12 protein-coding genes, 5 tRNA genes and 3 other annotated features are annotated in these 13,963 nt (G+C 30.9%); of the genes, 16 read left to right on the top strand and 1 reads right to left on the bottom strand.

The genetic code is table 11. The features are described 5' to 3' along the window. Positions 1 to 307: 307 nt before the first annotated feature. The 9 genes from RH99_RS06890 (at position 308) to RH99_RS06850 (ending at position 3,840) form a co-directional block, all read left to right on the top strand. Positions 308 to 601: an alpha/beta-type small acid-soluble spore protein gene (locus RH99_RS06890; protein WP_010235754.1), complete on the top strand. Its 294-nt coding sequence runs from the start codon at positions 308 to 310 to the stop codon at positions 599 to 601. A 250-nt stretch (positions 602 to 851) separates the two neighbouring features. Beyond that, positions 852 to 1,586 carry a class I SAM-dependent DNA methyltransferase gene (locus RH99_RS06885; protein WP_010235751.1) on the top strand — a complete coding sequence of 245 codons (735 nt, stop codon included), beginning with the start codon at positions 852 to 854 and terminating at the stop codon, positions 1,584 to 1,586. 23 nt (positions 1,587 to 1,609) lie between these two features. Then, on the top strand, positions 1,610 to 2,497 hold the full coding sequence (hslO, locus tag RH99_RS06880; RefSeq protein WP_010235750.1) for an Hsp33 family molecular chaperone HslO: 888 nt from the start codon (positions 1,610 to 1,612) through the stop codon (positions 2,495 to 2,497). A 191-nt stretch (positions 2,498 to 2,688) separates the two neighbouring features. After that, positions 2,689 to 2,764 (top strand) — tRNA-Val (locus RH99_RS06875). Positions 2,765 to 2,769: 5 nt separating this feature from the next. Continuing rightward, positions 2,770 to 2,846, top strand: a tRNA-Asp gene (locus tag RH99_RS06870). A 28-nt stretch (positions 2,847 to 2,874) separates the two neighbouring features. Further along, positions 2,875 to 2,950: transfer RNA gene (locus RH99_RS06865), tRNA-Phe, on the top strand. 5 nt (positions 2,951 to 2,955) lie between these two features. Further along, positions 2,956 to 3,030: transfer RNA gene (locus tag RH99_RS06860), tRNA-Gly, on the top strand. Between the two features lie 3 nt (positions 3,031 to 3,033). Next, positions 3,034 to 3,107, top strand: a tRNA-Cys gene (locus RH99_RS06855). 247 nt (positions 3,108 to 3,354) lie between these two features. After that, complete coding sequence (locus tag RH99_RS06850) at positions 3,355 to 3,840, top strand: DUF6241 domain-containing protein (RefSeq protein ID WP_010235747.1); 486 nt, start codon at positions 3,355 to 3,357, stop codon at positions 3,838 to 3,840. Between the two features lie 197 nt (positions 3,841 to 4,037). On the opposite strand, the gene RH99_RS06845 is transcribed toward RH99_RS06850, so the two are convergent. Then, on the bottom strand, positions 4,038 to 4,736 hold the full coding sequence (locus RH99_RS06845) for a DUF6873 family GME fold protein (protein ID WP_010235744.1): 699 nt from the start codon (positions 4,734 to 4,736) through the stop codon (positions 4,038 to 4,040). Positions 4,737 to 4,865: 129 nt separating this feature from the next. Between RH99_RS06845 and ytxC the strand changes: the two genes are divergently transcribed. The 7 genes from ytxC to pheT all read left to right on the top strand — a co-directional run bounded on the left by ytxC (position 4,866) and on the right by pheT (position 13,833). Continuing rightward, positions 4,866 to 5,789, top strand: coding sequence for a putative sporulation protein YtxC (ytxC, locus tag RH99_RS06840; protein WP_010235741.1), 924 nt, complete (start codon positions 4,866 to 4,868; stop codon positions 5,787 to 5,789). Between the two features lie 70 nt (positions 5,790 to 5,859). Further along, positions 5,860 to 6,076 (top strand) — a binding site (T-box leader). Positions 6,077 to 6,117: 41 nt separating this feature from the next. Continuing rightward, positions 6,118 to 8,031, top strand: a complete 1,914-nt coding sequence (gene thrS / locus RH99_RS06835) for a threonine--tRNA ligase (protein ID WP_010235738.1) — start codon at positions 6,118 to 6,120, stop codon at positions 8,029 to 8,031. Between the two features lie 199 nt (positions 8,032 to 8,230). Next, positions 8,231 to 8,339, top strand: a sequence feature (ribosomal protein L20 leader region). Positions 8,340 to 8,560: 221 nt separating this feature from the next. After that, the gene (gene rpmI, locus RH99_RS06830; RefSeq protein WP_010235736.1) at positions 8,561 to 8,758 is read left to right on the top strand and encodes a 50S ribosomal protein L35; all 198 of its coding nucleotides are present in this window, start codon (positions 8,561 to 8,563) and stop codon (positions 8,756 to 8,758) included. Positions 8,759 to 8,786: 28 nt separating this feature from the next. Continuing rightward, positions 8,787 to 9,143, top strand: coding sequence for a 50S ribosomal protein L20 (gene rplT / locus RH99_RS06825; protein ID WP_010235735.1), 357 nt, complete (start codon positions 8,787 to 8,789; stop codon positions 9,141 to 9,143). A gap of 65 nt (positions 9,144 to 9,208) precedes the next feature. Beyond that, complete coding sequence (locus tag RH99_RS06820; protein ID WP_010235733.1) at positions 9,209 to 9,994, top strand: TrmH family RNA methyltransferase; 786 nt, start codon at positions 9,209 to 9,211, stop codon at positions 9,992 to 9,994. Positions 9,995 to 10,091: 97 nt separating this feature from the next. Further along, positions 10,092 to 10,296 (top strand) — a binding site (T-box leader). 77 nt (positions 10,297 to 10,373) lie between these two features. Beyond that, positions 10,374 to 11,393 (top strand): phenylalanine--tRNA ligase subunit alpha, encoded by a 1,020-nt coding sequence (pheS, locus tag RH99_RS06815; RefSeq protein ID WP_010235732.1) that lies wholly within the window; start codon positions 10,374 to 10,376, stop codon positions 11,391 to 11,393. Between the two features lie 61 nt (positions 11,394 to 11,454). Continuing rightward, positions 11,455 to 13,833 (top strand): phenylalanine--tRNA ligase subunit beta, encoded by a 2,379-nt coding sequence (pheT, locus tag RH99_RS06810; RefSeq protein WP_010235729.1) that lies wholly within the window; start codon positions 11,455 to 11,457, stop codon positions 13,831 to 13,833. Positions 13,834 to 13,963: the final 130 nt, after the last annotated feature.

The raw sequence follows: 13,963 nt of genomic DNA, 5'->3' as shown, positions 1-13,963 counted from the left end.
GAACTTGCTTCAATAGGAACTACAGCCTGTATAGTTGAACAGTTTGAATTTGCAATGGTTCACTTCTAGCGAAAATCAGTATATTATACCAACAAAAGTTTTTATATTACTCTATATTTTATTATATAACTATAATTATAAGTTTGTATAGTTTTTTATATTTTAATATGAAGCACAAATAAAATTATATATTGAAAAAGAAAATAATCCAAGTAAAATATAGTATATAAAATGTAAAAGGTATATATTTTCCTCGTTATGCTAACACTAAATAATAATTATTAATTATTTTATGGGAGCGATTAGTATGGGGAAAACACCGTTAAAAAAAGTTATAAAAGCAAAACTTAAATCAAATAGAGAATTAACTGACATGGAAAAATTAAGAGAAAATATAAAATATGAAATAGCAGAGGAACTAGGACTCAGTGAAAAAATTGATGAAATTGGTTGGAGTGGATTAACAGCTGAAGAAACAGGAAGAATAGGGGGGATAATGACTAAGAGAAAAAAGGAACTACATATTCCTAAAAATGTAGATATACAAAATAATGCTGATATGCAGAATTATAGTGAAAAAAGTCAAACAGGCAAAGAGTGATTTTACTTTGCTTGTTGACTTATATATGAAAGATATATAATATTTAATTTGTAAATCTCTTTACATAAGGCATGTGAAAATAAATAACAAGTGAAAGATGCGACGTATATTTTAAATTATACAAGGAAACAGGTTCTGATGATAGTGGTGCTATCAGAAGGTTCTGTTAACGTAGTATAATTCAAAATAGACTAGTATACTGACTAGTTATTTATTTGAAGATGCCTAATATAAATAAAAGGAGTTACAAATGAATTGTTATAAAGATTTTGCTCATGTTTATGATGAACTTATCAATGGAGATGTTGATTATAAAAAATGGGGAGATGTTATTTTAAAAATATGTAAGGATTATAGTATTAAATCTGAAGACTATCTGGATTTAGCCTGTGGTACTGGAAATTTAACAGAAGTAATAGGCAAAGAGTTTAAACATGTTTGGGGAGTAGATTTATCTGAAGACATGCTTTGGGAAGCAGATAAAAAGCTTAGAAATTTAAATATAAAAGCAAAACTTGTGAAACAGAATATTTGTGAGCTTCAGTTAAACCGAACATTTAATCTAATAACCTGTTGCTTAGATTCAACTAACTATATATTAGATGATGATAGCTTAAAAGAATATTTCATGTCTGTAAAAAAACATTTAAGAGAAAATGGAATTTTTATTTTTGATATAAATTCTTATTATAAGCTTAGTGAAGTTATAGGTAATAATATATTTACTTATGATGATGGGGAAGTAGTATATATATGGGAAAATCAATTTGATAAAGAAATTGTGGACATGTATCTAACCTTTTTTGTAAAGAATGGTGAAAACTATAAAAGATTTGATGAGGAACATAGTGAAAGGGCTCATAGAGAATCTAAAATAGAAGTCCTTCTTATTGAATGTGGTTTTACAATACTAAATAAATTAAATAATTACAAAGATGAGACTATAAATGATAAGTCTGAGAGAATAGTTTATGTAGTGAAATAATTATTGACGTTGGAGGATATGAAATGGAAGATAAATTACTTATTGCAACTGCAAAAGATGGTGAAGTTAGAATAATAGCAGCAACTACAACGGAGTTAGTAAATGAAGGTGTGAAATTTCATGAATGTGCACCCACTGCTGCAGCGGCATTAGGAAGAATGCTTACAGCTGGAGTTCTTATGGGCTCTATGATGAAAAGTGAAAAGGATTCGCTTACATTGAAGATAGATGGTGGTGGTATAGCTAAAGGAGTAGTAGTTACTGCTCATAGCGATGCCAGTGTAAAAGGATATATAGGAAATCCAAATGCGGATTTACCAGCAAACAGTAAAGGTAAACTTGATGTATCAGGCATAATTGGTAAAGAGGGCACTCTCACTATTATAAGAGACCTCGGATTAAAAGAACCCTATGTAGGGCAAGTGCCAATATATACAGGGGAGATTGGAGACGATTTAGCTTATTATTATACTGTATCTGAACAAGTTCCCTCAGCAGTTGGACTTGGTGTGCTAGTAAATACAGATTTAAGTATTAAAGCAGCAGGTGGGTTTATAATTCAAATGATGCCAGGTCATAATGAACTTACGGCGGATTTAATAACTTATAGATTAGAAGAAATACCACCTATAACAAAACTTATAAGTGATGGCATGAGTATAGAAGAAATTCTTAACTATATATTTGAAGATATGGATTTAAAAATAGGAGGAGAAATTAAGCCAGAGTATAAGTGTGATTGTACCAGAGAGAGAGTTGAAAGAGCTCTTATAAGTATTGGTAAAAAGGATTTACAAGAAATATACAATGATAATAAAACAGAAGAATTGAGATGTAATTTTTGTAATAAGGCTTATAATTTTACCCATGAGGATATTGGAAATATTATTAAGGAATTATCCCATGAATAGTGGCTGGATAATTTATTTAAATTTAGTTGTAGTATAAACTTGTACTAGCCATTGATTTTGATATATGTCTCTATATAGAAGTGTTTATATTGCCTAGTATAAATAAAAATCGCTACTAGGCAATATTTATGAAAAAACCTGTTGACAATTATAATTTTATATAGTATCATAATACATGTCTTAAGGGTTAAGGGCGCTTAGCTCAGCTGGGAGAGCATCTGCCTTACAAGCAGAGGGTCACAGGTTCGAGCCCTGTAGTGCCCACCAATATTGGCCTGGTAGCTCAGCTGGTTAGAGTGCTGGCCTGTCACGCCAGAGGTCGAGGGTTCGATCCCCTTCCAGGTCGCCAATATTACTTTAAGAAATACATATGTTGTGGCCAGTTAGCTCAGTTGGTAGAGCAGAGGACTGAAAATCCTCGTGTCCCTGGTTCGATTCCTGGATTGGCCACCAAAGGTGCGGGAGTGGCTCAGTGGTAGAGCGTCACCTTGCCAAGGTGAACGTCGCGAGTTCGAATCTCGTCTTCCGCTCCATATGGCGCTATAGCCAAGTGGTAAGGCAGAGGTCTGCAAAACCTTTACCCCCAGTTCAAATCTGGGTGGCGCCTCCAATAAAAAAAGAGTAGTCTATTATTATAAAATAGACTACTCTTTTTTTATTTGTGAAAAATTCAAAACCGTAAAAGGTCATTAATTCTTTTCACATTTTATCTCAAGCAATAGTATAAGGCATATGAAAATAAATAGTAAGTCAAAGATGCGTTTGAATATGCCTAAAATCAATACTATATACATTATATTGTAAAATTATTAATGATTTGTTACAATATAATGTATATAATTAATTGGAGGAATATTATGGAAATAAAACATGAGAAGAGATTTTATAAAAGATGGTGGTTTTGGTTTGTTATATTGATTGTTGCAGTTGGATTAGGCACAGGCTATTATTTTTACAGTACTCATACCGCAGCAAAAATGTCAGAAAAGAACTTTAGTAAAAATATAAATATAGATAAAGAAGGAGTAGTTACACCAAATAATAAAGCAAAAGCTGCAGTGAAAGTCAGAAATGAAACAGAGATATATACAGAAATACACAAGATGGCAAATACTAAAATTGTAGCAGAAGATAATAAAGTTTGGGGCCAACTTGAAATTACACCAGAGGTATGTAATGAATTAATAGCTGAATTATCTTATTCAGACTATAGTGATAAGGATACTTTAATTAAGTGGCTTATGGAATGGAAAAGTAAAAATTATTCTGATAGTGTAGAAATACATAATTATGTGTGGGGTAAACTTAATGGAAATATAGGTAAGGCTACAGGATTAAAGTGATGATTAGAGATATAAACTCTCTAATCATCACTTTAGGCATGTGAAAATAAATAACAAGTGAAAGATGCGACGTATATATTGAATTATACAAGGAAACAGGTTCTGATGATAGTGGTGCTATCAGAAGGTTCTGTTGCCGTAGTAGGCTTCAAAATACACTAGCATACTGACTAGTTATTTATTTGAAGATGCCTTATTTATATGCAAAATAGAGTTCCTCTATCTAGAAGACCGTCTTCCTTCAAATATATAGGTTTAACATCCTGTTTTATTAAAAATTTTAAAACAAGATCTCCGTATAAATAATTATTTAAATTACCGAAAAAAGCTATTGCTCCCTCTTCAAGAAGACCACAAGTACCACCTATAAATCCATAATTCAATCCTGAAAGTTCTATATGACCAGGTGGAATTAGAAGTACTTCTATATTTTTAGAAGCTAATGCTTCATATATTTTTACATCACTTGTCATAGCAGCAGAATTATTTACTATAGCAGTAGAACATTTACTATAACCTTGTTTCACATTAATTAATTCTTTATGTTTCATTCTATTTAGTAGATTTTTATCTGTATACTTTAAATTGTGTAGAAAAATATGATTCATATTCAAGGCATTAAGGCCTATATCTTCAGGATAAAAATCTGCTAAACTACTAGAACTTAAACAAACATTATAATTTAGCTCTCGTAATGTATTTATAAAGGAAATATCCATATTTTTATGTACCATTATATTTTTTTTATCTATAATGTGTAAAAGCATATCTGGATGTCCACATACAGCAGCATATAAAGACTTGCTAGGTGGCACAATCAAGGGTTCAAATCCATTTTTATATAGATTCTCTTTTTCAATTTCACTAGTTCTATAATCTATCAATACTTTTTTCAATTTTAATATACCTCTAAATTTAATATATTTTTTATTTTATTTTAGCATATTTTTTTAAATTTTACTTAAAATAAGATGCATATACAGTTAGATTAAACACATACTAGTTTAAGGAAAGGAGTGGGAGATTTGCTTTTAAAGAGTATTGTTTACAACGGAGAAAATGAAGAGATAATAAATGGTTTAGAATATATAAAACACAATTTAGAGATAAAAGGAGTTAAGTTAGGGATTTCAGAAAGTATAGAAAATAAAACTCACTTCGTAAAAGTATTCTGTGGTGATGATAAATTTAATTCTAAAAACGAACATAATTTTAATTTGTATTTAAGTATGGTAATATACAAAATTATGGCTAAAGAATTTTATGATAAAAAATTAGTAGCATTTCTGCAGGAAAGATATTTTTTTCTTAAGGCAGAAGAAATAACGGATTTAAAGAAAATATGTATAAATTCATTTATATGCGAGGGTAAAATTGAAGGAGAGAATGAAGTTTTCTATATAAATAGAAAAAATTCTGCTACGAGAAAGATACTTCAATGCGTTATAGAAAATCCTATAATAAATGTAGAAGGTTTTACTAGGTTTAGAATTAAGGAAATGGAGGAGGATTTTCAAGCTATAGTAGATAAGGTAGTAGAAAAGTATATGGTAGATAAAGAATACGATGAGTTTATTGATTTATTAAAATATTTTGTAGATATACAAGAAAGTAAAATTGAAGAGGTTAATATATTTGCTAAAAGTGATGGAAAATATATTATTAAAGATAATATGGGTAAAGATATAAGCGATGAAATGGTAAAGGAACTTAAAAATACAAAATACAAAGATACTGTAAATGAAGAAGATATTATTATAAGCGGTCTTATAACCTTATCACCACAGAAAATAGTCATTCACAATGTAGTTGATTTTGGAACAAGAGAATTAATAGATACTATAGTGAATGTATTTGGGGATAAAGTTAAGTTTTATGATCATGATGATGAAATAGGGGATTTAGAAGAAAAGCTAGAAAAAATAAATAAAGATCTTATAAAAGTTTGATTTAAATCTTTGTAAGTATTGACATATAGCTTTTTGTGGAATAGAATAAATTTATAAAAGTTTATATAGAATAAATACAATGAAAAGGAAGAGTAAATATATACTGTTCTAAGAGAGAAAAGTCATTTGCTGAGAGACTTTTTGAATAAGATTTATTGAAAACCACCTTTGAGTTAAAAACTGAAATAAAGTAGGTTTATTTCGCTTGTCGGCGTTAAGATATTAAGTGAATACTGTTTTTGTACAGTATTAATTTGAGTGGAACCGCGAAATAACTCGTCTCATTATCTGAGATGAGTTTTTATTTTTTATTTAGGAGGAAAAAGTTATGGTTAAAGTAACACTAAAAGATGGAAAATCTTTAGAGGTTGAAAAGGGAACAAAGATTGAAGAAATTGCAAAAAATATTAGTCTTGGACTTTATAAAAAAAGTTTGGGTGCTAAGGTAAATGGAAAAAGAGCAGAGTTAATGGCTGAGATAAATGAAGATTGTACTCTTGAAATATTAACCTTTGAAGATGAAGATGGTAAATGGATATTAAGGCATACAGCTTCACATATATTAGCTCAAGCAGTAAAAAGACTTTATCCAGCAGTAAAATTGGCTATTGGTCCAGCTATAGATAATGGATTCTACTATGATTTTGATGCTGATTTTCCAATAACAGAAGAAATGCTAACTACTATAGAAAAAGAAATGGGCAAAATTGTAAAGGAAAATCTACCGCTGGAAAGATTTGAATTACCAAGATTAGAAGCCATTGATTTTATGAAACAAAAGGATGAGGATTACAAAGTAGAGCTTATTGAAGATTTACCTGAAGGAGAGATAATTTCTTTCTATAAACAAGGGGACTTTACAGATCTTTGTGCAGGTCCACATGTACCATCTACTGGAAAGGTTAAAGCATTCAAGCTTCTTTCTGTAGCAGGTGCATACTGGAGAGGTAATGAAAAAAATAAAATGCTTCAGAGAATATATGGTACAGCTTTTATAAAGAAAGCAGCTCTTGATGAATATTTAAATATGCTTGAAGAAGCTAAGAAAAGAGATCATAGAAAAATAGGAAAAGAGCTTGATTTATTCAGCATGCATGAAGAAGGTCCAGGTTTTCCTTTCTTCCATCCAAAGGGTATGGTTATTAGAAATATACTAGAAAACTATTGGAGAGAAGTTCATACAAAAGCAGATTATGATGAAATAAGAACTCCTATTATATTAAATGAAGAATTGTGGCACCAATCAGGTCATTGGGATCATTATAAAGAAAATATGTATTTTACAAAAATAGATGATAATGATTATGCTATTAAACCAATGAACTGTCCTGGATCAATACTAGTGTATAAGAATGCTATACATTCCTATAGAGAACTGCCAATAAGGCTTGGAGAACTAGGTCTTGTTCATAGACATGAAAAATCAGGAGCACTACAAGGACTTATGAGAGTAAGATGTTTTACTCAGGATGATGCTCATATTTTTATGACAAAAGATCAAATTACAGAAGAAATTCTTGGAGTAATTAAGCTTATTGATTCATTTTATAAAGTCTTTGGATTTGAATACTTTGTAGAGCTTTCTACAAGACCAGAGAATTCTATGGGAAGCGATGAAGATTGGGAAATTGCCACTAAAGGATTAATAGAGGCACTAAAATCAGCAGGTCTTAAGTATAAAGTAAATGAAGGGGATGGGGCTTTCTATGGTCCTAAAATAGATTTTCATCTTAAAGATTGTATTGGAAGGACATGGCAGTGCGGTACAATTCAATTGGATTTCCAATTACCTGAAAGATTTGACCTTACTTATGTAGCTGCTGATGGTGAAAAGCATAGACCAGTAATGGTTCATAGAGTTGTATTTGGAAGTATAGAAAGATTCATAGGAATACTTATAGAACATTATGCTGGAGCATTCCCTACTTGGCTTGCACCAGTTCAAGTCAGAGTTATGAATATAACAGGAAATCAACTTGAGTACTTGAATGAAGTAGTTGGTGCATTAAAAGATGCAGGATTTAGAGTGGAAAGTGATACAAGAAATGAAAAAATAGGCTATAAAATTAGAGAAGCACAGCTTCAGAAAATTCCTTATATGCTTATAATAGGAGATAATGAAGTAAAAGAAGGGAATGTTTCTGTAAGAAGCAGGAAAGACGGAGATTTAGGAAGCTTAAATATAGAAGATTTTTTACTAAAATTAAAAGCAGAAGTAGATCAAAAAATAAATAGTATATAAGGCATATTCAAATAAATAACTAAGTCAGTATGCTAGCCTATTTTGAATCCTACTGCGTCAACAGAACCCTCAGATAGCCCACTATCATCAGAACCTGTTTCCTTGTATTATTCAAAATATTCGTCGCATCTTTGACTTACTATTTATTTTAATATGCCTAAATATATTGACAATATACTAAATAGATAGTATAATATGCTTTGTCAAGAAGAAACATGCCGTTTCTCACCTTACAGCATTGCTAGTTAGGTTTTATTTTAACTTTTGGTTATTATTAAGGGCGGCATTTGTCGTCCTTTTGTTTTGCTTAAATAATTAATAAGTTTTTATTTGAGAAACGAAATGTGAAAATTATAGACAGGTTTATATGAAAGCAGATTATGTCTTCAAAGGCAATAAGATATTAGACAATTTTATTTGAAAAGATGAAATATGTTTGTATTGTTGAAAAAAGAGCAAAATTTGAATGAAGAAATATGATCATAGTTTTAGCTCCTAAAAGAGCATAATCGAGGGGAGGAAATTTATTATGCCAAAAATGAAAACTAATAGAGCAGCAGCTAAAAGATTTAAGCTTACAGGTACTGGAAAGCTTAAAAGAGCAAAGGCTTTTAAAAGTCACATATTGACTAAGAAAAGTGCAAAGACAAAGAGAAATTTAAGAAAAACTGGATATGTTTCTGTAACACAAGAAAAGACAATGAAGAAGTTATTACCATACCTATAATAGGTTTGGTTTGGAGGAGGTTTTTTAAATGGCAAGAATAAAGAGAGCTGTAAATGCTCGTAAATATCATAAAAAAATATTAAAACTTGCAAAAGGCTACTATGGTGGAAAGAGCAAGTTATTTAAAACTGCTAATGAGAGCGTTATTAGAGCATTAAGAAACGCATACGTTGGAAGAAGATTAAAAAAGAGAGATTTCAGAAAACTTTGGATAGCTAGAATAAATGCTGGTACAAGAATTAATGGTCTTTCATATTCAAGATTTATCAATGGAATCAAATTAGCTGGTATCGATATGAATAGAAAAATGCTTTCAGAAATAGCTATAAATGATCCTAAAGCTTTCACAGAATTAGTAGAAGTAGCTAAGAAACAATTAGCTTAATTAATATCAATACATAAAAGAGCGGCCTAAATGGGCTGCTTTTTTATAAGTAAGGATTGATAAAATTGTTAGAAGTTATAAAGAGTAAAGATAATTCAACAATTAAAGAAATAAAGAAATTACAGGAAAAGAAATATAGAAATCTTTATAATAAATTTATAGTTGAAGGCTTTAGATTTGTTTCAGAGGCCTTGGATTCAAAGTTTAATGTATGTTATGTTATAATTAGTGAGACAATAGAAGAAAAGTTTGAAAAGCTTGGGTTAAATGAAAAGATAAAAGATGGTACTAAGCTTATTAAAGTTTCAGAAGCTATATTAAAGATTATATGCAGCACTGACAATCCTCAAGGAATTGTGGCTGTTGTCAGTAATGAACAAATTACAATTGATTATAATGAAGGATTTTACATATTGGCAGATAAGGTTCAGGATCCAGGCAATATGGGAACTATTATAAGAACTGCCAATGCGGCAGGAGCAAAAGGTATTATAGTTACTAAAGGTACTGTAGATATATATAATGATAAGACATTAAGATCTACCATGGGATCTATATTTAAGATACCTGTAATAATTGATGAAGATTTAAGTTACATAGCTAAATTAAAACAGCAGGGCTTTAAATTAATTGTAAGTTCTTTGGATACAGATAATAATTTTTATGATGCGAGTCTTAGTGGAAAGACAATCATTGCAGTAGGTAATGAAGGCAGTGGAATTAGTGAGGAAATCTATAATATTTCCGATGAAAGAGTGAAGATACCTATGCCTGGTAGTGCAGAATCCTTAAATGTGGGAATAGCAGCGGGAATAATGATGTTCGAAGCTGTTAGACAGAAAAATAGTTGAAAAATCATTCTACTATAGTTATAATGTTAGATAGAGTTTTATAATTAAGGCATCTAAAAAATAACTAGTCAGTATAATGGTCTATTTTATATAAGATGTGTAAGCTTTGAAGGAGAGAGTAGGTATAAGCTTTACCTTACAGGGAAAAAAGATCGTAGATTGAGAATCTTTTTAGGTAGAATATGCTGAAGTTCACTCTGGAGCTCTGCTTGTGAATAAAGTAGCTTGCAGCGGTTAAACCGTTATATTTTTAAGAGGACTTTTGTCAATTAGGGTGGTACCGCGGATACTTCGTCCCTTTGGGATGGAAGTTTTTTTGTTTTTTGATGATATATTGCAAACTATCCACTTTCAACTAAAAATTAGAGGAGAATAAAATATGAAAGAAAAATTAGAGGAAATTAAAAATATTGCAATTGCTGAATTAAAAGAATCAGTAAATAAAGAAGATATTGAAAAATTAAGAGTAAAGTATCTTGGTAAAAAGGGGGAACTTACTCAAATATTAAGGGGCATGGGATCTCTTTCAAAGGAAGAAAGGCCTGTAATAGGTAAAGTTGCCAATGAAGTGAGAGAAAAAATAGAGGGCATAATAAGTGAGGCAATGGAATCTATAAAACAAAAGGAAAAGGAAGAAAAGTTAAGCAGTGAAGTAATTGATATTTCTCTTCCAGGTAAGAAACAGGTTATAGGACATAGAAATCCACTGGATATAACCTTAAGAAAAACAGAAGAGATTTTTCGATCTATGGGATTTACTGTGGAAGAAGGACCAGAGGTTGAATACGATAAATATAATTTTGAAATGCTGAATATACCTAAGAATCATCCAGCAAGGGGAGAACAGGATACTTTCTATATAAATGATAATATGGTTTTAAGAACACAAACTTCTCCAGTTCAGATAAGAACTATGCTTAATCAAAAGCCACCTATAAAAATGATTTCCCCAGGAAAAGTTTATAGGTCAGATGCAGCAGATGCTACTCACTCTCCTATATTCTATCAGGTAGAGGGTTTGGTAGTTGATAAGGGAATAACCTTTGCCGATATGAAGGGTACTTTGGAAATGTATATAAAGAAGATGTTTGGTGAGAATGTAAAGACAAAGTTCAGACCACATCATTTCCCATTCACAGAGCCATCAGCAGAACTTGATATTTCCTGCTTTGCCTGTGGCGGAGAAGGTTGCAAGGTGTGTAAGGGCGAAGGATTTATAGAGATGTATGGTTGTGGTATGGTTCATCCACAGGTACTTAGAAATTGTGGCATTGATCCAGAAGTATACAGTGGCTTTGCCTTTGGTGTTGGTCTTGATAGAATTGTTATGCAGACACTTGGTATAGATGATATAAGACAATTATATGAAAGTGATATGAGATTTTTAGATCAATTTTAGGAAAATAAAATTAATAATTAATAGTCTTCAACTCTCAACTTAATAAATGGAGGTAACATATATGAAAGTACCAGTAGAATGGTTAAAGGATTATGTTGATATAGATATAGATGCAAAAAAATTAGGAGATGCTCTTACACTATCTGGTTCTAAAGTGGAAGAGATAGTAACTAGCGGCGATGAGATACAAAAGGTTGTTACAGGAAAGATATTAAAAATTGAGCCACATCCAGATGCAGAAAAATTAGTTGTATGTCAGATAGAGGTTGGAGAAGAAGAGCCTATACAAATAGTAACCGGTGCAGACAATATGAAAGAGAATGATATTGTTCCAGTGGCACTTCACGGATCAAGTCTTCCTGGTGGGGTAAAGATTAAAAAGGGTAAGCTTAGAGGAATTCCCTCTAATGGTATGATGTGTTCTGAGGAAGAAATAGGTTTAGCAGAAGAGGGTACTGCACATGGACTTATGATTTTACCTGAAGATACTAACCTTGGAAAAGATATTAAAGAAGTACTAAATTTAGCTAAGGCAGTAATCGATTTTGAAATAACTTCTAATAGACCAGATTGCCTTAGTGTAATAGGAATAGCAAGAGAAACTGCGGCTACACTGGATACAAAGTATAAAATGCCTGACTTAGGTTATGACTGTAAATGTAAAGACAATTTAAAAGAGGAAATAAAGGTAGAAGTAAAAGATGAGCTTTGCAAAAGATATATGGCAAGAGGAATAAAAAATATTAAAATTGAAAAATCACCTGCATGGATGGAAGAAAGACTGCTGCAAGCAGGAGTAAGGCCTATAAATAATATAGTTGACATAACGAATTTTGTAATGCTTGAATTAGGTCAGCCTATGCATGCCTACGACAGAAGAATGATAAGTTCAAATAGTATAGTAATTGAAAAAGCAAAAGACGGGGAAACTTTCATTACTTTAGATGAAGTTGAAAGAAAACTAAGTGATGATATTCTAACAATAAGAGATGGAGAAAAAACCATTGCCTTAGCTGGAATTATGGGAGGACTTAATTCAGAGGTAAAAGAAGATACTTCTGAAGTAATATTTGAATGTGCAAATTTTGATGGAACTAATATAAGGGTTTCTTCTCAAAAATTAAATATAAGAACAGAGGCTTCTGGAAAATTTGAAAAAGATTTAGATCCAAATATTGTGGAAGTAGCGATGAATAGGGCTTGTAATTTAATACAGCAGCTAGGTGCTGGTGAAATAATGGAAGGAACTATTGATATATATACAAAGCCTGTAAAAGAGCATTCAGTAGAAGTTGATTCTAAATGGATAAATAGTTTCCTTGGATTAGAACTTTCAAAAGAAGCCATGAAAAATTGTCTGGATAGATTAGAGCTATCTACTGAAATTTCAGCTGATAAACTTATAGTTAATGTTCCTACTTTTAGAACTGATATAAATATAAGAGAAGATGTAGCAGAAGAAATAGTAAGAATTTATGGATACAACAATGTACCATCTACTAATCTTAAAGTTTCTAGTGTGAGAACAGGAAGATATAGAAATCAAGTTATTAGAGATATAGCAGTAGATACATTGCTTTCCTGTGGTTTAAACGAAGCTATAACTTATTCATTTGTAAGTCCAAAAATATTTGATAAAATACTTTTACCTGAAGAAAGTTCTTTAAGAAAAGCTGTGGCAATAAGAAATCCATTAGGAGAGGATTTCAGTATAATGAGAACTACTACTGTGCCTTCTATGATGGAAGCCTTAGCTAGAAATTATTCAAGAAATAATGAAATAGTAAGACTTTTTGAAATTGGTAAAGTATATATACCGGATGGAGAAGCAGATAAAATACCAGCAGAGAAGAATATTATAACAGTAGGAATCTATGGAAATGCAGATTATTTAGACTTAAAGGGTGTAGTAGAAAATATACTTGAAACTCTTGGAATCAGTAATGTAAGTTATGAAAGAGAAAGTAAAAATCCTTCTTTTCATCCTGGTAAAACAGCTAAAGTCACTATGAAGAATAAAGTTATAGGAACTTTAGGAGAAATTCATCCAGATGTAGCAGATAACTATGGAATAGATGTAGAGTGCTATATAGCTGAAATTGATTTTGATTTAATAATGGAAAATGCAGTTATAGATAGAAAGTATAAAGCATTACCTAAATTCCCAGCAGTAACAAGAGATATGGCTCTAATACTAGATGAAAATATATTAGTACAAGAAATAGAGAATATAATAAGTAAAAAAGGTGGAAATATAGTTGAAAGCTTTAAGTTATTTGATATATATAAAGGAAAGCAAATAGCAGAGGGAAAGAAAAGCGTTGCCTATTCTATAACTTATAGGTCAGAAAATAAAACACTTACAGATAAAGAAGTGGATAAAGCACATGGAAAGATACTTAGTACCCTTGAACATATGCTTGGAGCTCAGCTTAGATAGTATACAATAAATAATTTATGTTAAAATACTTAACTGAGAGTTAAAAATCTTTTAATTCTCAGTTAACAATACCCTCTTATTTGGGAAATGGAATTGTATACTTAACAATAATGTGTTAAAATTAAAACTA

It is taken from the genome of Clostridium arbusti SL206 (assembly GCF_000246895.1).
GTDB lineage: Bacteria > Bacillota > Clostridia > Clostridiales > Clostridiaceae > Clostridium_I > Clostridium_I arbusti.
This window is presented reverse-complemented; position numbering and strand designations above follow the sequence as displayed.